General features: G+C 69.3%; 16 protein-coding genes and 1 tRNA gene. 8 read left to right on the top strand and 9 right to left on the bottom strand.

The genetic code is table 11. From position 1 onward, the window contains the following. Positions 1–32 precede the first annotated feature (32 nt). From FB453_RS18005 to FB453_RS17995, 3 genes are read left to right on the top strand one after another with little or no spacing between them, the layout of a single operon-like run. A complete protein-coding gene (locus tag FB453_RS18005; RefSeq protein ID WP_112730307.1) occupies positions 33–725 on the top strand; it encodes a response regulator transcription factor in 693 nt (230 codons plus the stop codon). After that, entirely contained in the window at positions 718–2,184 is a 1,467-nt protein-coding gene (locus tag FB453_RS18000) for a sensor histidine kinase (protein WP_145791766.1), read from the top strand. The genes FB453_RS18005 and FB453_RS18000 overlap by 8 nt, the downstream gene beginning before the upstream one ends. A 57-nt stretch (positions 2,185–2,241) precedes the next feature. Then, on the top strand, positions 2,242–2,841 hold the full coding sequence (locus FB453_RS17995; RefSeq protein WP_145791764.1) for a hypothetical protein: 600 nt from the start codon (positions 2,242–2,244) through the stop codon (positions 2,839–2,841). Positions 2,842–2,880: 39 nt separating this feature from the next. Here the strand turns inward: FB453_RS17995 and FB453_RS17990 are convergent, their stop codons facing one another. After that, positions 2,881–4,482 carry a ricin-type beta-trefoil lectin domain protein gene (locus tag FB453_RS17990; RefSeq protein WP_145791762.1) on the bottom strand — a complete coding sequence of 534 codons (1,602 nt, stop codon included), beginning with the start codon at positions 4,480–4,482 and terminating at the stop codon, positions 2,881–2,883. Positions 4,483–4,691: 209 nt separating this feature from the next. Beyond that, complete coding sequence (locus tag FB453_RS17985; protein ID WP_486480322.1) at positions 4,692–6,911, bottom strand: ArnT family glycosyltransferase; 2,220 nt, start codon at positions 6,909–6,911, stop codon at positions 4,692–4,694. A gap of 123 nt (positions 6,912–7,034) precedes the next feature. On the opposite strand from FB453_RS17985, the gene FB453_RS17980 reads away from it, so the two are divergent. Next, complete coding sequence (locus FB453_RS17980; RefSeq protein ID WP_030487790.1) at positions 7,035–7,742, top strand: glycosyltransferase family 2 protein; 708 nt, start codon at positions 7,035–7,037, stop codon at positions 7,740–7,742. Here FB453_RS17980 and FB453_RS17975 read toward each other — a convergent pair. Together FB453_RS17975 and FB453_RS17970 are read right to left on the bottom strand one after the other, a co-directional pair. Continuing rightward, complete coding sequence (locus tag FB453_RS17975; protein ID WP_145791759.1) at positions 7,728–8,621, bottom strand: transketolase; 894 nt, start codon at positions 8,619–8,621, stop codon at positions 7,728–7,730. The two genes, FB453_RS17980 and FB453_RS17975, sit on opposite strands and share 15 nt — an antisense overlap. Positions 8,622–8,626: 5 nt before the next feature. Then, positions 8,627–9,322, bottom strand: coding sequence for a thiamine pyrophosphate-dependent enzyme (locus FB453_RS17970; RefSeq protein WP_145791757.1), 696 nt, complete (start codon positions 9,320–9,322; stop codon positions 8,627–8,629). A 47-nt stretch (positions 9,323–9,369) separates the two neighbouring features. On the opposite strand from FB453_RS17970, the gene soxR reads away from it, so the two are divergent. Beyond that, positions 9,370–9,843: a redox-sensitive transcriptional activator SoxR gene (soxR, locus tag FB453_RS17965; RefSeq protein WP_112583829.1), complete on the top strand. Its 474-nt coding sequence runs from the start codon at positions 9,370–9,372 to the stop codon at positions 9,841–9,843. A gap of 24 nt (positions 9,844–9,867) precedes the next feature. On the opposite strand, the gene FB453_RS17960 is transcribed toward soxR, so the two are convergent. Then, a complete protein-coding gene (locus FB453_RS17960; RefSeq protein ID WP_145791755.1) occupies positions 9,868–10,866 on the bottom strand; it encodes an NAD(P)H-quinone oxidoreductase in 999 nt (332 codons plus the stop codon). A gap of 161 nt (positions 10,867–11,027) precedes the next feature. Between FB453_RS17960 and FB453_RS17955 the strand changes: the two genes are divergently transcribed. Continuing rightward, a tRNA-Ser gene (locus FB453_RS17955) sits at positions 11,028–11,114 on the top strand. A 226-nt stretch (positions 11,115–11,340) separates the two neighbouring features. Here FB453_RS17955 and FB453_RS17950 read toward each other — a convergent pair. Further along, positions 11,341–13,191: an AAA family ATPase gene (locus FB453_RS17950; protein WP_145791753.1), complete on the bottom strand. Its 1,851-nt coding sequence runs from the start codon at positions 13,189–13,191 to the stop codon at positions 11,341–11,343. Between the two features lie 269 nt (positions 13,192–13,460). On the opposite strand from FB453_RS17950, the gene FB453_RS17945 reads away from it, so the two are divergent. Continuing rightward, positions 13,461–14,672: a helix-turn-helix domain-containing protein gene (locus tag FB453_RS17945; protein ID WP_145791750.1), complete on the top strand. Its 1,212-nt coding sequence runs from the start codon at positions 13,461–13,463 to the stop codon at positions 14,670–14,672. A 643-nt stretch (positions 14,673–15,315) separates the two neighbouring features. Here FB453_RS17945 and FB453_RS17940 read toward each other — a convergent pair. Both FB453_RS17940 and FB453_RS34255 read right to left on the bottom strand, forming a co-directional pair. Continuing rightward, positions 15,316–16,491: a low temperature requirement protein A gene (locus FB453_RS17940; protein ID WP_222431370.1), complete on the bottom strand. Its 1,176-nt coding sequence runs from the start codon at positions 16,489–16,491 to the stop codon at positions 15,316–15,318. 78 nt (positions 16,492–16,569) lie between these two features. After that, the gene (locus FB453_RS34255; RefSeq protein WP_186718369.1) at positions 16,570–16,725 is read right to left on the bottom strand and encodes a hypothetical protein; all 156 of its coding nucleotides are present in this window, start codon (positions 16,723–16,725) and stop codon (positions 16,570–16,572) included. Positions 16,726–16,869: 144 nt separating this feature from the next. Between FB453_RS34255 and FB453_RS17935 the strand changes: the two genes are divergently transcribed. Continuing rightward, complete coding sequence (locus FB453_RS17935; protein ID WP_112583826.1) at positions 16,870–17,412, top strand: YbhB/YbcL family Raf kinase inhibitor-like protein; 543 nt, start codon at positions 16,870–16,872, stop codon at positions 17,410–17,412. Between the two features lie 63 nt (positions 17,413–17,475). Here the strand turns inward: FB453_RS17935 and FB453_RS17930 are convergent, their stop codons facing one another. Further along, positions 17,476–18,186, bottom strand: coding sequence for a class I SAM-dependent methyltransferase (locus FB453_RS17930; protein WP_145791745.1), 711 nt, complete (start codon positions 18,184–18,186; stop codon positions 17,476–17,478). Positions 18,187–18,241 lie beyond the last annotated feature (55 nt).

Raw genomic sequence — 18,241 nt, 5'->3', positions numbered from 1 at the left:
GCCGAGCCTGCGCAGTCGGCAATCATGGGCCGGTGACCGTCGAACCACCGCATCGCGGGCTCGTCCTCGTCGTGGAGGACGAGCCGGCCATCGCCGACCTGGTCCGGCTCTACCTGACCCGGGACGGGTTCGGCGTCCACCTGGAACGTGACGGCGAGGCCGGGCTGAGCGCGGCACGCCGGTTGCGCCCGGTGGCCTGCGTCCTGGACATCGCGCTGCCGGGCCTGCCCGGCACCGAGATCTGCCGCCGGCTGCGCGAGGCCGGCGACTGGACCCCGGTCATCTTCCTCACCGCCCGCGACGACGAGGTGGACCGGATCGTCGGTCTGGAGCTGGGCGCCGACGACTACGTCACCAAGCCGTTCAGCCCCCGGGAGCTGGTTGCCCGGGTCCGCGCGGTGCTGCGCCGATCCGCCGGCGGCCCGGAGGGCGCGGACCGGCAGCGTGTCGTCGGCCCGGTGACGCTCGACCCGGCCCGCCGTACGGTCACCGCCGCCGGCTCTCCGGTGCAGCTCACCTCCACCGAGTTCGACCTGCTGGCCCACCTGATGGCCCGGCCCGGCCGGGTCTTCACGCGGGAGGAGTTGCTGGCCGGTGTCTGGGGCTACGCGGCGCACGCTGGCACCCGGACGGTGGACGTGCACGTCGCCCAGGTGCGGGCGAAGCTCGGCCCGGCGAGTGTGATCCGGACCCATCGCGGCGTGGGGTACGCGGTCGATGCCTGACCACCCTGGGCACGTCGAGTCGCCGACCATGGCCCTGCCGGTGGTGGGCGCCGCCCCACCCACCGCACCCCGACGAGGCCGACTCGGCCGTACGCTGACCGCCCGCGCGGTGCTCGTCACCTGCGCGGTGGCGCTGGTGTCGGTGCTGGTCACCGCCATCGTCGCGGTGCCGTTGGCGATCCGTGGCGCGGAGCGGAGCGAGCAGGAGGCGCTCGCCGCCCAGGCCCGACTCGCCGCCGAGGTGCTGCGGACCCGGCTCGACCGGGGTCGCAGCGCCGACGAGGAACGGCTCATCCGGCAACTGCGCGACCAGGGCATCGACGCGTACCTGGTCCGCCGTGGGGCGGTCGACCGGGCGGGTCTGCCACCCCGGGTGGTGCAGCGGATCGGGCAGGGCCGCAACGTGTCGGCCCGCCGTTCGGTCAACGGTGAGCGGGCCCTGGTCGAGGGTCGGGCCCTGCCCGGCGGCAACGGGGTGGTGCTCTCCCGTCCGCTGGCCGACGGGCTGTGGGCCCGGGTGCTGCTCAGTCTGTGGTTGCCGCTGCTGGCCGGGTTGACCGCTGGTGTGGTGGCCGGGCTGCTGCTGGCCCGTCGGCTGGCCCGGCCGATCCGGGTCGCGGCCACCGCCGCGGCACGGCTGCGCGCGGGTGACCGCGCCGTCCGGGTGCCGGTCGAGCCGCCGGACGAGGTCGCCGACCTGGCCGAGGCGTTGAACGGTCTGGCTGCCGCGCTGGCCACCAGCGAGGGCCGACAGCGGGAGTTCCTCCTCTCCGTCTCGCACGAGCTGCGCACCCCGCTGACCGCGATCCGGGGGTACGCCGAGGCGCTCGCCGACGGGGTGCTCGGTGCCGACGACACGGTGGACACCGGTCGGACGATGCTGGCCGAGGCCCAACACCTGGACCGGCTGATCGGCGACCTGTTGGCACTGGCCCGGCTGGAGGCCGCCGACTTTCCCCTGGAACCGGTGCCGGTGGACCTGACCCAACTGGCAGTGGACGCGGAGCCGACCTGGTCCGGCCGGTGCGCGGCGGTGGGCGTGCCGTTCCGGGTGGAGACGCCCGGTCAGCCGGTGCCCGCGTACACCGATCCGGGGAGGATCCGGCAGGTGCTGGACGGGCTGCTGGAGAACGCGCTGCGGGTCGTACCCCCGGGGTCGCCGGTGGTGCTCGCGGTCCGGCCGGTCGACGCGGACCCGGCGCACGGCGGCGTGTTGGAGGTTCGCGACGGCGGGCCCGGCTTCACTGACGACGACCTGGCGGTGGCCTTTGAACGCGGTGCGCTGCACGAGCGTTACCGGGGGGTGCGCAAGGTGGGCAGCGGACTGGGGTTGGCGCTGGCCGCCGGGCTGGTCCGCCGGTTGGGCGGGGAGATCGCCGCGGGGCACGCGCCGGAGGGCGGCGCCGCCTTCACCGTCCGGCTGCCCGGTGATCCTTACCTGACCCGAACATCGGCCTGACGCTCCGCTCGTCGTTCCCGGGAAGGCTGGGGGCTCCACTGACAGAGAGGGAGAGTCATGCCACGTTGGGGTATCGCCACCGGCACCACGGCACTGCTCGCGGCGGTCGCGCTCGGCGTCAGCGGCTGCGGCGCGGCCGAGGTGGCCAGCCAGCCCGCCCGGGATGTCGCCGTCGAGGTCGCCGCCGCCATGGGAGTCGAGGGGCAGGCGCTGGCCGCGATGGGCTTCGACGCCGACGACCTGGACGTGCGGACCGTCGCCGCACCGGCCACGCCGACGCCGGGTGCGTCCCCCAGCGCCAAGGAGAAGGCCCGGGACAAGCGCGGTGAGGAGTGGCGCAAGCGCCGCCAGGCCCGCGTGCTGCTGCGCAGGAACACCCTGCACGGTGAGGCGGTGGTGAAGACGAAGGACGGCGGTACGCAGACCGTCGCCGTGCAGCGCGGCGAGGTGACAGCGATCGACGGCGACTCGATGACCGTCAAGTCCACCGACGGCTTCACCATGACCTGGACCTTCGGCGACGACCTGCGGGTGGTCGAGCGGCGGGCCACAGTGCAGCCGAGCGAGGTCACTGTCGGCGCGACGCTCGGCGTCGCCGGCGCGAAGGACGGCGACAAGGGCGTGGCCCGGCTCGTCCTCATTCCCCGCGCCAAGTGAGCGCAGGGGCCCTGGTCGACGCCAGGGCCCCTGCCCTCGTCAGTAGACGCGGGAGCCGATGAAGTCGTCGTGACCGTAACCGACCGGGTTGGCGGCGGTACGGGCCTCGAACGACCACTGCTGCCGGGTGCTGCTGGAGCAGGTCGCCAACCGCAGGCGAGAGCTGCCCAGCAGCGGGTTGTCGAACGCCACGCAGAGGTTGTTGGCGCTCGCCGGCCTGATCTGGTTACCCAGGAAGACGAACTGCTGCGCTCCGGTGCCGTTGCAGTCGTAGATGTTGACAGCGGTGCCGGCGGTCATCGAGCTGTTGGCGACGTCCAGGCAACGGTCGTGGGACAGCTCCGAGTGCAACGACCGTCGGGTCGAGTCGTACCAGAAGCCCTGGTTGCGCCCACCGTGGCAGGAGTACGGCTGCTGTGCGGTGCCGTTGCGGGAGTCGTACCCCTTGCCGTCGACACAGGTGCCGGTGGCCACGTTGCGCAGTTGCTTGAACTCCAGCAGCCCCGGGTAGAGCACGCCACCGCCGGTGCTGGCCGGGTCGACGCAGCTGGCCCGCGTCTGCCCGGAGTTCCAGAACTGGGTGATGCACTGGGCGAACATGCCGTGCCCGCGGGCGTTCGGGTGGAACGACTGTCGGGCGGCGTTCTCGTTCCAGATGCCGACCTCGATGAAGAGGCCGCGGACCGAGGTGTTGTCGGTGCACACCTCGTGCCCGTGGAAGAGCCGGCTGGCATCCAGGTAGCGGGTGCCGGTGTTCGCCGCGGCCGAGCGCAGCGCCGACTCGAACATCGGCACCGCCTTGTTCCGGGCGAACGCCGCGTCGGCCAGGTAGAGCAGACAACCGCCGGAGTACCAGCCGGGGAAGTTGGGGTTGTCCTCCACGTCGGGGCTGCCGGGGCTCGGGTACGACATCAGCACCAGTTCGTAGTCCGACCGCAGGTAGCCGGCGTTGGTCATGGTCTGCCGAATGTCGGTCAGCGCCGACTCCACGGCCTGCCGGCTGCCGTCGGTGCGGATCGTCCACTGGTCGGTGTAGGTGGGGTAGCAGGCACCCTGGAAGAAGACGCGGCGGACGGCGCAGTCGGTGGCGACCGGACCGAACTGGATGGTGCCGTCACCGTTCGCGCCGACCACCACCCAGATCAGCTTCACGTGCGTGTTGCGCGCCTTGATGCCCAGGTAGTCGCCCTGGTTCAGCTCGTTGTGCTGGGTCGGGCCGCCGGCGATCAGGTTCCACGGGGTTGCACCGGAGCAGGCGATGTTGTACTGCGCGTCCGACGTGATGCCGGTGCGGAAGACCGCCTGGTCGTACGAGCGGTCGCACCAGTTGCCGTCCTGGTGGGTGCCGGGGACGTAGTTGCCGACCCCCTCACCGGAGATCTCGCTGTCACCCATGGTGACCAACGCGGTACGCCGTTGTTCGATCGGGCGGATCGCCGGGCTGCCGTAGAGGGCGGTCGCCTCGGCGGCCCGGATGGCTTCGAGGTTGGCGGGGAGTGGTTGGACCGCTGGTCGGTCGGCGGCGGTGGCGGGGGTGGCCGGTCCGGCGAGCATCGGTAGGACGAGAGCGGCGACGGCGACGGCGACGGTGATGGCCCGTCGTCGGGTCGCGCGTTCGGGCCTGGCGGGGATTACAGGCATCGACGCACTCCTTTCGGCTCAATCGCGGGACGTCGATTGAGTTACCAGACGGTAACGTGCGGATCAACAGATGTGAATGCGCTTCAGGTCCTTGCGCGCCGGATGCGGAACCGCCCGGATCGGACTATCCGGGCCCGCGCGCCAGCGCCACGGCAGCGCGGGGCGGCTTCTGGTTCAGCTATCCGGCGGCAGTGCGGCCGGCTTCTGGTTCAGCGGCCCGGCGGCAGGGCGTAGCCGACGTAGCCGTGGAACTCCAGCCGCCAGCCGGCCGGGACGAGTTTGGCGCAGGCCGCCTTGTTGCCGGTGCAGACGATCGCGTCGACCGAGGAGGGGTCGGCCGGCGGCCGTTCCGGCAGTACCGACTGCAACGCCACCAGGTCCGGTGAGCCGCCGTCGGGCTGCCGCAGCAGCAGCCACCACGGGTACTCCCAGTTGTCGTTCTGCTGCACCAGCCCGATCCGCCGCGCACCGCTGTCCTGGACCGCGGTCGCCGCCCAGCGGAACTCGTCGGCCCACTGGGGGCGGCGCAGGAACCGGGTGTCCCAGTCCGAGGTGGTGAAGACCGAGCCGGCGCCGACCAGCCGGCGCGGGAAGCCGTACGACAGTGCGAGCACCCCGGCCAGCGCCGAGGTGGCCAGCACGGTGACGGCCGCCACCGTGGCAACGGTTCGACGCCCACCGGCACGGTTGCGCAGGAGAGCGTCCAGCCCGAGGCCGGCGAGGGGCACGGCGAGCACCACGGCGTAGAGCAGCAGCCGGTTACCCCACGGCTGCCACTTGATCATCGCGGTGTGCAGCAGCACGGCGGTCAGCACCACCACGGCGTACGCCCGCAGTGACCCGGCCCGCTCGGGAGCGATCCGCCGTGGGCGGGCGAGCGCGATCACCGCACCGATCATCGCCAACGCTCCGGCCAGCGGAAACGCCACCCGGTCCTCGTCCGGATACCAGGCCGGCTCCGGGAACAGCTCCCGCCCGAAGGTGATCGCGCGGTCCTGCGGGTCGACCCCGATCGCCTCGGCGCCGCTGATGATCACCTCGGCCCCGGCACGACGCAGCGGCGCCAGCGGCGTGTCGAACGCGGTGTGCCCGATCCGCAGCGCGTTGACCACTATCGACGCCGGGTCGTGCCGCTCCATCGGAATGGACTCGCGCAGCCGGGGCGGCCCCAGCGGGTGCCCGAACTCGGCGGTCACCCGAGCCAGGAACGGGCCGACCACCACGGCCGCGACCAGCAGGATCAGCACCGAACCGCCGACCGTGCGGGCCAGCCCACCGACCGGCCAGGACCGCCGACCCCCGCCCGCCGCTGCCGGATCGGTCGACGTGGCGTTCCTGCTCCGGGCCAGCCTCAACTGGGCCAGTCCCCAGAGCACCAGCAGCGGGCCGACCGCGATCAGGCCGCTGGTCTTGGTCACCGCGGTCAGCCCGGTGGCCGCCCCCAGCCCGAGCAGCGTGCCCCAGCCGGTCCGTCGACTCAGCCCGTCCAGCACCACTGTCGCCGCACAGGCCACCCACGCCGCGCAGATCAGGTCGGTCTGCGTGCTGGTGGCCTGGAGCACCACCATCGGCGTGGTCGCCAGCACGAACGCGGTGAGCAACTGGGCCCGCCGGCCGCCGCCGAGCTGTGCGGTGATCCGGGCGGCCACCAGGAGGCAGACCACCCCGGCCGCCCACTGCACGAGGTTGTGCAGGTGGTCCCCGCCGGTGAGCAGGCGCAGGTGCAGCAGCAGGTACTCGGCTCCGGGCGGGATGGTCACCTGCCGGTGGATGGCGGTGGGCCAGAAGTCGAGGTCGCCCTGGGCCACCCAGTGCTCCACCTTCGGCAGGTGGTACGTCTGCGAGTCGAAGTTGTTCGGCTCGGCCAGCAGCGCGACCAGCAGCTCTACCAGGACCAGCCCGCCGACCGTGCCGGCGAGGAGCCGCTCACCCGGTCGGGCCGTACGCCACGCGTCGACCGCTACGGCACGAAGGTCAGCGAACCTTCGACCAGCCCGGGTCGGCGCGGAGGTGGGCTCACCGCGCTCGGCGGCCGGGGTGGACACGTCGGGTCCGCCACCGGACACCACAGCGCCGACCGGCACCGGCCGCGATGCAGTGCTGACTGCCGGCGCAGCGCTGACCGGCACCGGTGCGGCGGCGGGCGGCTGCCCGAGGCGGGTCGCCCGTCGCCAGCGCAGACCGGTCGCCGCTGCCGCCGCGACCAGGAAGAGCAGCCAGGCGACTGTGAACGCGCCTCGGGTCAGCGCGTGCGACGCGCCGAGCACCTCGACGACGAGCACCCCGTACGCCCCGGTGAGCAGGACGGCGCGCACCACGGCGAGCCGCAGCGGTGCGACCGCGCCAGCCTCGCGTGGCATCGCCGCGACGATGAGCAGGAGCACCGCGGCGGCAGGAACCGCCGCGAGCAGGGAGCCGGCAGCCGACATGGCGGAAGTAAACACCATTGATCTGAAGCCGCCGCGCCGACTGCCCAGCGGTAGCGGTACGCGGTAAACAAACCAACCAGGCTAGGCTATGGCCGACGTGTTGCCGCCACCGTGGAGATCCCCGTGAAGCTCTCGATCCTCATGCCGGTCTACAACGAGGAAGAACGCATCGCGGATGCCCTCAAGCAGGCATTGGCGGTGGACTATCCCTGTGAGATCGAATTGGTCGTTGTTGACGACGGCAGCCGCGACGGCACCGGCGAGGTCCTCGGTCGCGCCGACGACGCACGCCTGCGGGTCATCACCCACCAGCGCAACGCCGGCAAGGGTGCCGCCATCAAGACGGCGGTCGACAGCGCCGAGGGTGACTACATGGTCATCCTCGACGCCGACCTGGAGTACGACCCGCAGGACATCCCCAAGCTGCTCGACCCGGTGCTCGACGGTCGCGCCACGGTGGTCTACGGCAATCGCACCTTCGGCAGCCACAGCGCCTACAGCTTCTGGTACGTGATGGGCAACAAGGGCGTCACGATGGCGGCCAACGTGCTGTTCAACTCGTACATCGGCGACCTGGAGACCTGCTTCAAGCTGATGCCGGTGGCGCTCTACCGGTCGCTTGAGGTGCGCTCGCGCGGCTTCGGCATGGAGGCCGAGGTGACCGGCAAGCTGCTGCGTCGCCGGATCCGGCCGTACGAGGTGCCGATCAGCTACCGGGCGCGCGGCCGGGAAGAGGGCAAGAAGATCACCTGGAAGGACGGCGTCGAGGCGATCTGGATCCTCGGGCGCGAGCGCGCTCGCCGCCGCCCCGCCGTCTCAGCCGCCAACTGACCCCAGGAACCCGCTGATCGACCGCCGCAGGCCGTCGGCGTCCAGGCCATGCCACCGGGCGTGGTCGGCCGGATCGCCGTACCGTCGCAGGTCGGTCTGACCCACCCCGAGGGCGAGCAGCCGGTGCGGTACGTCCGCCAGGGCCCGGCTGACGAGCGCGCTCGACGTTCCCGCCAGGTACGGCTCGACCAGCACCACGTCGGTGTTGGCGAGCGCCCGCAGCCCGGGCGTGTCGAGCGGCCGGGGCGTGTGGGTGTACGCCACAGTCACGTCCATTCCCTCGGTCGCCGCCACTGTGGGGTCGAGCATCGGTCCGACCGCCACCACGAGGGGCGCATTCGTCAGGCCTCGTCGGATCACCCGTAGCCCTGTGGCGTCCGGGTACGCCTCGGCGTTGCGCTGCTCGGAGAGCCGCAGGTAGATCGGATCGTCGGTGGTCGCGGCGTTGCGCAGCAGCGGCGCCACCTCGTCCGGGTGGCCGGGCACCCGGACCGTCCAGCCGTCACCGAGGGAGTCGAAGAGCGCCACGTCCCCGGGCGACTGGTGGGTGCGGCCCTCAGCCGACCCGTCGTACGACGCGCCGATGCTGACCAGGACGGTGCCCACGCCCTGGTGGTCCAGATCCAACTTGATCTGCTCGTACGCCCGGTCTACCAGGAACGTCGCGTACGAGTGTGCGATCGGACGCAGCCCGGTCAGGGCGAGCCCGCCGGCCACCCCGATCATCAGTTGCTCCCGGATCCCGACGTTGAGCACCCGGTCCGGGTGGCGGTGGCTGGCCGAGGCGAACTGGGCCACCGAGATGTCGGCCAGCACCAGTGCGGTACGCGGATCCTCGTCGAGGAGCGCGTTGGCGGTGTCGATGAAGGCGGTACGCATGTCGGTCATCCCTTGCTCTCGGTGCGGGCGACCACCAGGTGCGGGTGTCGTGGTCGGTGCCCGGTCAGCGCCGCGTACAGGGCTTCGTGGTTCCGGCCGTCGACGGTGTCGGCAGTCCAACCGTTGACGGTGAACCGGCTGGCGATGCCACCGGCCCACCCGTGGCTGGCCGACGAGTTGTCGACAACGACCGCGGTGAGGCTGTCGAGGCCTGTCGCTCCCGCGTACGCGATCGCCTCGTGGTTGGATCCCTCGTCCAGTTCGGCGTCGCCGAGCAGCACGTACACCCGGGGGTTGAGCAGCCCCTGGGCGCGCAGGCCGAGCGCGGTGCCGACGGCCAGCCCGAGCCCGTGCCCGAGGGAGCCGGAGCCGATCTCGACCCCGGGCACCAGGAGTCGGTCCGGGTGGTGACCGAGCCGGCTCTCCGGTCCGGCCAGGTCGTCGAGCCAGGCGTCCGGGATGAAGCCGTGCGCGGCGAGCACCGCGTAGTAGGCGGCCGGTCCGTGACCCTTGGAGAGCAGGAACCGGTCCCGCTCCGGGTCGTCGGCGGTGTCGGGGGTGACCCGCAGCACGCGGTCGTAGAGCACCTGGAGCACGTCGGTGGTGGAGTGCGCGCTCGGCGCGTGCTTCTCGTCGCCGGTCAGTCGTCGGATCAGCCCGGTCAGTCGGGCGCTGCTGTCGGTGGGCAGTGTGGTGGTCATGCCACTACTGTGTGAGTTGAAGTGGACTTCAACTCAAGGACCTGGGGATGCCGGATCTATTGACGATCGGTGAGCTGTCCGCCCGCTCCGGGGTGGCACCATCGGCGCTGCGCTACTACGAGCGACTCGGGCTGATCCGTGCCGACCGCACCGGCGGCAACCAGCGCCGGTACGCCCGCGCCGAGCTGCGGCGGGTCGCCTTCATCCGGATTTCCCAGCAGGTCGGCGTCTCGCTCGACGAGATCCGGGAGGCACTCGACTCGCTTCCCGAGGCCCGCACCCCGAGCCCGCAGGACTGGGCGCGGCTCTCGGCGAGCTGGCGCAGCCGACTGGACGAGCGGATCCGGTTGCTCACCAAGCTCCGGGACGACCTGGACGGCTGCATCGGCTGCGGCTGCCTGTCCTTGCAGCGCTGCACGCTCAACAACCCGGAGGACACGCTGGCCGGCGAGGGCCCGGGCGCCCGGCTGGTGCTGCCCCGACCGACCGACGACCCGACGCTGGCAGGCTCGCTCAACTGACGCACACCTACTCGGAAGGCTCGCTCAACTGACGGCCGACCCTCCACCCGGCGGGCGGGTGAGCAGCACCTTGCCGAAGTGATCGTTCGACTCGACGAGCCGGTGCGCCTCCGCCGCCTCGGTCATCGGCAGCCGCCGGTCCACGATCGGCCGGATCCGGCCCGCCTCGACCAACGGCCACACCTCGTCCCGTACGCCCTGGACGATCTTCGCCTTCTCGACGAGCGGACGGGACCGTAGCGACGTCGCGGTGACGCTTGCCCGCTTGGCCAGCAGCGCGCCGAGATCCAACTCGGCCTTGCGCCCACCCTGCATCCCGATCACCACGAGCCGACCGCCGGTGGCCAGCGCGGAGACGTTCCGCCCCAGGTAGGACCCACCCATGATGTCGAGGATGACGTCGACGCCGCGCCCGTCGGTGACCCGCCGGGCCTCCTCGACGAAGTCCTGCTCCCGGTAGTCGATGATGTGCGCCGCGCCCAGCTCACGCAGCCGGTCGTGCTTGGCCTCCCGCGCGGTGGTCAGCACTGTCACGCCGAGGGCAGCCCCGAACTGGATGGCGAAGGTGCCGATCCCACTGCCGCCGCCGTGCACCAGCAGCGTGTCGCCCGCACCGAGCCGCGCCACCCGGACCAGGTTCGACCAGACCGTGCAGGCCACCTCGGGCAGCGCCGCCGCGTCGACCGGGTCGCAGGCCGGCACCGGCAGCAACTGCCCGGCGGGGACCGCAACCCGCTCCGCGTACCCGCCGCCGGCCAGCAACGCGCAGACCTGCTGCCCGACCGCCCACCCGGCGACCTCCGCGCCAACCTCCGTGATCACCCCAGAGCATTCCAACCCGGGGTACGCGGGCGCGCCCGGCGGCGGCGGGTAGTGCCCCTGCCGTTGCAGCAGGTCAGCGCGGTTGACTCCGCTGGCCCGCACATCCACGATCACCTCGTCCGGGCCCGGCTCCGGGTCGGGCACCTCGGCCCAGACCAGCGCGTCGGGACCACCGGGCTGCGGAATCGTGATGGCTCGCATGGGCCCAGTCTTCCCGATCTCCCCGGGTGCCGCAGGCGCACCGTCCAGCCCACAGTGGACACCCCAGACCGCCTGGCCGGGGAACCGGGGAGGGACGCCGGGCCGCCCGGAGCGAGCCGTGGCAGACTATGCGTGGCCGTACGCCCACGGGTGGCGGCCCAGGAGGGTTCGCCTAGTGGCCGATGGCGCTGGTCTTGAAAACCGGTAAGGCAGCGATGTCTTCGTGGGTTCGAATCCCACACCCTCCGCCCAGGTTGACAGCAAAAACGCCCCCTGGCCAGCGCGAACGCTGGCCGGGGCGCTTCTGTGAAAGGCGAGTGGCAGGGTCCAGCCGAGCATGATCCCTGCGGGTGTGTGGGTAGCCGCAAGGCAACTCCTGCCGGTAGATTTGCCGGGCCGGGAGAAGATCCCTGCCCGAGCCTGGGGCGCCAATCACTTCGATTCAGTGCGTCGACCAACTTGGACTTCACCAATCTAATGAGCGTCTCCTCCCACAAGATGCCCATCGGCCACTGCGGTTTGGTCCTGGTGATTCCAGACGAAGTTGGCCATGTCTCGGACGAAACTGGTTGCTATGGGGGCTTCTCTATACGCCTGGGTCCGGAGAACTTCTCTCAACCAGAAGGCCTTATTCTCCGACGGAATAGACTTGTGGAATCCTTCGAGTTCACCCACGGGTACGAGGAAGATTCCAAGTTCCTTAAGGGCGATGTTGAGCGAATGATAGGCCGTGGCTGCCTCGCCGCGCAGTATTGTGTCGGCGACTGTCTTGAATAGCCGCCATCCACTTCGAGCCGTGAGTACCTTCCTGATCTTGTTGATGTCTCCAGCGTTTAAAGAATCATCTCTACGACCCGCGAAGACTTCTTCGATCTTGACTTTCGCAACTGTCTTGTCGACTTTTTCGCTCCTTGCCAGGATGGCGGAAATGACGACTTTTCGATCACGTTCGAGCGCCGCCGGGTCGCCGCCGCAGGCACTCACCAAGCCATTAAAATCGTGATCCATCTGTAAGAAGTCAATGTCGACCGCACATGCGACGGGGACTCTTGATGCTCGCAGGGCGCGGACCGCGTCAGGCATCCTGGATTTCCCGCCGCAGTGGGCGAAATGCAGGCTGAGCGCTGTTGCCGGATGCCCTCCATCCAGAACGTCCACGGTTGATTCCAATACGGCGCGATAGTAGGTACAGTCTGAATCTGATTCGCATAGCACAACGCCATGAAAGAAGAGTCCATCAAGAATCCCGTAGTACTTGATGAGAGGGTCCTCGTATAACCTCTGGACGTCCTGGACATGTACCTGGGCAGCGTGGTTACCTCGCGGCGACCGAGTGAGGCGCACGACGGTAACGGCGGCCTCGGCCCCCTTGACGGATACTATGCCCCGAAGAATGTCATCGCTATGAGTGGCAACGAGCACCTGGGTGCCCGCGTCGTGCTGGCGGGCAAGGAACTGTCCCAGCATATATGCTTGCGGAGGATGGAGAAATGCCTCTGGCTCGTCAATCAACACTATCGGATAGGCGGCCGTAATCAATGTCAGGACGACCCCCATGAACGAGCGAACACCGTCTCCCTGATCTTGTAGTAGGGGTAGGCGTTCTATCTCGCTCAAATATTCTAAGGATGCAGGCGGCGGCGTTTCCGGCGTGGCTACCTCGCCTACATGGAGGCTTATTTGGCTCCCGGCGTACCGGTGTACGACGAGTTTCTCGCCGAAGGCCCGCAGCATTTCGGCACTAACGATCTCCTCTAAGCGTCGGTCGGAAAACAGCCTCTGAACAGGGTTGGACGGAGCTTCGCGCCCGACATGATATGTTGGCGCTGACCCCACCGAACCGCCTTGACTGCCAGCCGGCATGTATGCCATAAGGAAGGGTGCTATTGGCTGGAAGTGACCAAGGCGTCTCCCCCATAATTGTTTGATTTGAGTTATTGGAATTGCCGTGCTGCCCTGATTGGGTACAGGAAAATGTTCCTCCCCATACAGTCCGTGATTATAACTGCCGGGCGGTAGGGATTTGTATTTGGTCCTCATCCATTCTGCGAGATCGTCAGCTGTGCAGTGCTCGTCATAGTGCACAGCTGAGGTGACTTTTGGTACGTAATGCCCATAGATTGCCGCCCCGGTCAACCGGTCATGAATCTCCTGTATTAGTCGACTTTTTCCGGCATTGTTCGGTCCAACTAAAACGGTTAATCCCTCTGCTATTGATATAGCTTCCCCGCTTTGAAGCGAAACTGAAGCGATTTGAACGATCTTGGGTCGTTCGCCGTCAAGCCCCGGTTCGGTGCCTCCCGGCGAGCCTTCGTCATTCGTCATGCAGCCATGATGAGCGAGGCGGCGCTGCCCGGTGCGCTTGGTGCAGTCGCCACGCCGTGCCAACACGCATCGGGTTCACGTCAAGTCCGCTGGCATGGCGGTGGACGCAAACATTCGGCGGCGCCTCTGGAGGACGAACGGGTGTCCTCGATGGGAGCTGAGTTCCGCAAGTAGCGCTGGGCGCGCCGACGGCGGGCAGGGCATCGACGGCTGCCTCAACGCGGCGTACGGTCGGGGTACGCGATGTACCCAATACGGCGAGGTGCCTCATGGTGGATCAGCAACCAACCCCTGGCCAGCGCGTCGAGCGGCTTCGTCGAGCTGCTGGCCTGTCTCGCGAGCAACTCGCCGGCCTTGCCGGCCTGTCACCGACCACCATCAAGTTCGTGGAGAACGGGCGTCGGAGCCTGACGTTGCGGGCGGCGCAGCAGGTCGCGCCGCACCTCGGCGTACGCGACCTCGGTGATCTCTTCGGGCCGCAGGTGACTCTGTCGCTCGATGGCCGTCCCAGTCACCCCGCTATTGGCGACGTCCGTCGCGCGCTGACCGCATGGCAGATCTCTATGTCCGGTGAGCCGGAATCACCCGACTATCTGCGCGGCGCTGTCGACTCCGCGTGGCAGACCTGGCACACCTCTCGGCACCAACGCACCGAGGTGAGCGTCATCCTTCCCGGGCTGCTCGAATCCACTCAGCGAGCTGCCCGGCTGCACACCGGCGAGGACCGGCGTGCCAGCCTCGCTCTGCTCGCCCAGGCGCATCACCTCGCGCAGGCATACCTCGCTTGGCACGGTGACCGCGAGCTGTGTTGGCTGACCGTCGACCGCGGCATGGCTGCGGCCCTCGATGCCGACGAGCCCCTAGCCATTGCCCAGTCCACCTGGTACGCCGCGCACCTGCTGCGGGCGGTCGGGCGTGGCGATGAAGCGTTGGAGCGGTTACAGGAGGCTCGCGGTCTGATCGAGCCCCGAGTCGCTGATGGTGGCAATGAGTGGGCCGAGATGCTGGCCGACCTGCACCTGTGTACCGCGTTGACGCGGGCTCGTACCGGTGACCAGGGCGCCTGGGCCGACTGGGATGCGGCCCGCCGGCTGGTGGAGCAGGCCCTGCCGGCCGGCTTCGTCGGTCTTCGCACCCGAGTGTCGCGACCCTTGGTCGACGTGTACGCGGTGATGTGCGCAGTCGACCTGGGCGATCCTGACGAGGCACAGCGACGGGCGCATTCGCTTGATCCGGCGTCGATTCCGTCGACCGAACGGCGGGGTCGGCACTACGTCGAGCTTGCCCGCTCTGCCGACCTGGAGGGGGCGCGGGAGGCGACGCTTCACCTGTTGGGCCTCGCGGAGTCGACCTCTCCCGAGACGGTCCGATACTCACCAGCGGCTCAGGAGCTGGCAGGTCGGCTGGCCCGGGAGGCACCGGCGGCCATCCGCGCCGAGGCGATCCAGTTGGAGAGCCGGATCGCGGTGCCAGAGCTGTAGGGGTACCTCCTGTCGCTGGGTACGCTGCGTACCCTTTGCGCACGTCTTTGCTGCCTAGCGTGTTCTCACGAATGCAGTGGGTGTGCGGCCTCGCCCCGATTTGAGGCGATGGCCGCCGCCCCCTGAGACGGGAGGGCACCGCGATGATGTGGCCGTTCAACCTGCTCCGTCGCCAAGCTAGGCGATTGGCGGTTTCTGCACCGCGAGGTGCCACCGGTCCGGCGATCCAGCGGGCAGAGCAGGAAGCCGCTCGGGCCCGGCTGTTGGCTCAAGCCGGCCGTCGACCCGCCGAGCATCGCGACGGCGGTGCCGGCCGATGATGGTCGAGGTTCCCACCAACGTCAGGGCGGCCGTGCAAGCCCGAGCCGCACAGGGTCAACGGGCAGCAGTTGTCCTGCCAAGCCGCCTCGCCGACCAACACATCCCGCGACGGCCCGAGTGGACCTGCCGTACCTGCGAGCAGGACACCCCATGGCCCTGCGCCCCGGCCCGAGTACGCCTGTCCGAGGCGTACGGCCGGGACCGGATCGGGCTGTCCATGTATTTGGGCAGTCTGCACGCGGTGGTAGTCGCAGAGCTGCCCGCCGTCGCCGCTGGCGAATTGTTCGAGCGGTTCGTTGGGTGGGCGCGTTGATCAGCCTGGTCACTCCGGTGAAGTCTGTGGCTGCTCGTTCGTCGCAGACCGCCTGGTCCACGCCTCGTAGCTGAGCAGCGCGACGAGGAACGCGGTGAGCAGGCCGAGAGCGGCCAGGCCGGGAAGGTAACGCCCGACGGGGAGCAACAGCAGCGCCACGACGGGAGCGACGAGCTGCCCCGGTCGCAGGCACCGGACGCTGAGACTCAGGAACGTCGCCCGGCCCGCGAGGAACAGGGCGGTTCCGCCGAACAACGCGACGGCCGGCATCCAGTCCGAGGTGCCGTGGGACTCCTCATGTGCCAGGCCGGCCAGCACCTGCTCGACTCCCAACGCCACGTAGATGGTCCCGGCGAGTACCGGGAAGTGGGCAACGCTGTAGGCGTCGGCACCCACGTGGGCCCGCCGCAGCCCGGACTCCGTCGTCAGCGCGTGCCTGGAGGTCGCCGCGCTCGCGGAGTAGAGCCAGTACAGGCACACGGTGATGGCCAGGGTGAGGAGCGCGGCCAGCAGGATCGGTCCACGGATCCGCTGTACCCCGACGCCGGCGCCGACCGAGATCAGGGATTCGCCGAGCGCAATGATCACCACGAGGCTGTGTCGCTCCGCGAAGTGTCCGGGGCTGCGTACGGGCCACCCGCTCAGCACCGAGGAGACCACCCCGCCGCCCATGTCGATGGTGAGGGCCAGCGCCCATAGCAGGATCTGTGCGGTGCCGCCGAACACGGCACCGAGGACGAGCGGAATCCAGGACAGCGCGGTGGAGAGGGCGTAGAGGCGAATGGTCCGGCGCAGCTGCCGGTTGCCCGTCGCCACCCAGCGGAAGAGAACCAGATCGATGACTCGAAGTGCGATGTAGGCCAGCGCCAGGATCAGCCGGGATTCCGTCGTACCCGGTCCGGTCCTCCAGGCATCGGGGATGACGAGAGCGACGAGAAAGACGGCCGCCATCGCGACGGTGACGCCGGCACGGATCAACCCGACATCGATCCGGACGTGGTTGCCCAGCCAGGAGTAGACCAACCAGGAGATCCAGAGCAGCAGGAGTACGAGGAACCCCTGCACCAGCGACACCGGCGCGGGCCGCTGGCTCATGAACGTGGTAACCCGGATGAGCCCGAAGACGAAGACCAGGTCAAAGAAGATCTCGAACAGAATGGGTCGGTGTGTCTCCGGGGTAACCATCGGTCGTGCCCCGAAAATCCGCCCCATCAGGTCATCTTGACGGTCTGCGGCGAAGCGGTCCGGTGCCCCGCGTTCCGGTCACTCCGGCGGGTCGGTGGCTCGCTGCGCCCGGCGGATCGTCTCCTCGGCCAGTCGCTCGACAGCGCGTCGGCGTTCGTCGGCGATGGCTCGCTCGTCCCGGCGGCGGAACGCGGTGATTACGGCCACCACGAAGTCCCGCCAGATGCCGGCCACGATGTCCCCCTGAGGAACGCTGCCCGACCTCAAACGTAGCTCCGCGAAACCACACTGGGTCAGCGCGTGCCTTCCGGTCGTCGGGAGGGCCGTGGCGGGGTAAGAAGGGGCTGGTATCTCCGCACATCGGAAGGACGCGTCCCCATGACCCTGGAACGACCGATCGCCCCGGACCCGTACGAGCTGCTGCCGACGGTGCCCTCGTTCACGCTGACGAGTGACGACGTGCAGAACGGCGAGCCGATGGACGCCCGGCACGCGCATGGCAGCACCGGGGGCGACAACGTCTCGCCGCAGCTGACCTGGTCGGATTTCCCCGCCGAGACGAAGAGCTTCACGGTGACCTGCTACGACCCGGACGCGCCGACCGGCAGCGGTTTCTGGCACTGGGTGCTGGTGAACGTGCCGGTCAACGTCACCCAGTTGCCCACCGGGGCTGGTGGCGCGGCGGGCACCGACCTCGGCGGGGCGTTCCCGGTCCGTAACGACTACGGCGAGCAGGGCTACGGCGGCGCGGCTCCGCCGCCCGGCGACCGCCCGCACCGCTACGTCTTCGCGGTGCACGCCCTGGACGTCGACCGCCTGGACCTGACCCCGGACGCCAGCCCCGCCTACGTCGGCTTCAACCTGACGTTCCACACCCTGGCCCGAGCGGTGATCCGCCCGACCTACCAGATCAAGGAATGATCCGTACCCCGCGATCTTGCACGTGACCGCGAGGTGCGGTGCAAGATCGCGGGGATGGGTGCGTCAGGCTGGGACGCGGGCTACGGCGAAGACGGACTGGCCGAACGGCGGGAGGACGAGCTGCTCGGCGGCCTTGGTGGCGGGCAGGACGAGGGTGTCGTACACCTTGACCATCGGGCCCTCCTTCGGCATCAGCCGGAAGACCTTGGTGGCCATGAAGTAGCCGATCAGCCCGAGCGCGTTGGCGTAGTGCATCTTCTCGATGGTCAGACCGGCGTCGGTCATCGCCGCCCCGAGCGTCTTCTTCGTGTAGCGGCGGACGTGCCCGGTGGCGATGTCGGCCGGGCCCATCGCGAACTGGAACGCGGGCACGATGATGATCACGGCGCCGCCGGGTCGGACCAGGTCGCGCATGCTCTGTAGCGCGCCCACGTGGTCCTCGATGTGCTCCAGGACGTTGTACGAGACGGCGGCGCTGTAGTCGCCCCGGTCGTTGTGCGGCAGCAGCATCTGCCGGACGTCGACGTTCGGACGGCCGGCGAGGCGCTCCTTGAGCTGCACCAGCCGGTCCGGGTCGGCCTCGGTGGCGGTGAACCGCGGCAGCCGCTCGGACCATTCCAGCGCGTAGTCACCGAGACCGCTGCCGATCTCGATCGGGTCGTCACCGAGGTACGGCACGGCCAGTTCGATGAACCAGCGACGGTGGTTGACAGCGGTTGCCAGGCCTTCCAGCACCTCGGACTGCACGCGCTGATCCCCAGTGATTTCTGCCATGCGTCGATTCCTCACGATATGAACTCGACCCGTGCCTGGACCGACAGAGTGAATC

This window comes from Micromonospora sp. CNZ322, assembly GCF_007827755.1.
The sequence above is the reverse complement of the archived record's forward strand: the minus strand, read 5'-3'. Positions and strand labels throughout refer to the sequence as shown.

What these genes read in the sequence shown, in the direction of transcription:
- FB453_RS18000 (WP_145791766.1), top strand. Translation starts at nt 718, where the DNA reads ATGCCTGACCACCCTGGGCACGTCGAGTCGCCGACCATGGCCCTGCCG.
- FB453_RS17995 (WP_145791764.1), top strand. Translation starts at nt 2,242, where the DNA reads ATGCCACGTTGGGGTATCGCCACCGGCACCACGGCACTGCTCGCGGCG.
- FB453_RS17990 (WP_145791762.1), bottom strand. Translation starts at nt 4,482, where the DNA reads ATGCCTGTAATCCCCGCCAGGCCCGAACGCGCGACCCGACGACGGGCC.
- FB453_RS17985 (WP_486480322.1), bottom strand. Translation starts at nt 6,911, where the DNA reads ATGTCGGCTGCCGGCTCCCTGCTCGCGGCGGTTCCTGCCGCCGCGGTG.
- FB453_RS17975 (WP_145791759.1), bottom strand. Translation starts at nt 8,621, where the DNA reads ATGCGTACCGCCTTCATCGACACCGCCAACGCGCTCCTCGACGAGGAT.
- FB453_RS17970 (WP_145791757.1), bottom strand. Translation starts at nt 9,322, where the DNA reads ATGACCACCACACTGCCCACCGACAGCAGCGCCCGACTGACCGGGCTG.
- soxR (WP_112583829.1), top strand. Translation starts at nt 9,370, where the DNA reads ATGCCGGATCTATTGACGATCGGTGAGCTGTCCGCCCGCTCCGGGGTG.
- FB453_RS17960 (WP_145791755.1), bottom strand. Translation starts at nt 10,866, where the DNA reads ATGCGAGCCATCACGATTCCGCAGCCCGGTGGTCCCGACGCGCTGGTC.
- FB453_RS17950 (WP_145791753.1), bottom strand. Translation starts at nt 13,191, where the DNA reads ATGACGAATGACGAAGGCTCGCCGGGAGGCACCGAACCGGGGCTTGAC.
- FB453_RS17945 (WP_145791750.1), top strand. Translation starts at nt 13,461, where the DNA reads ATGGTGGATCAGCAACCAACCCCTGGCCAGCGCGTCGAGCGGCTTCGT.
- FB453_RS17940 (WP_222431370.1), bottom strand. Translation starts at nt 16,491, where the DNA reads ATGGTTACCCCGGAGACACACCGACCCATTCTGTTCGAGATCTTCTTT.
- FB453_RS17935 (WP_112583826.1), top strand. Translation starts at nt 16,870, where the DNA reads ATGACCCTGGAACGACCGATCGCCCCGGACCCGTACGAGCTGCTGCCG.
- FB453_RS17930 (WP_145791745.1), bottom strand. Translation starts at nt 18,186, where the DNA reads ATGGCAGAAATCACTGGGGATCAGCGCGTGCAGTCCGAGGTGCTGGAA.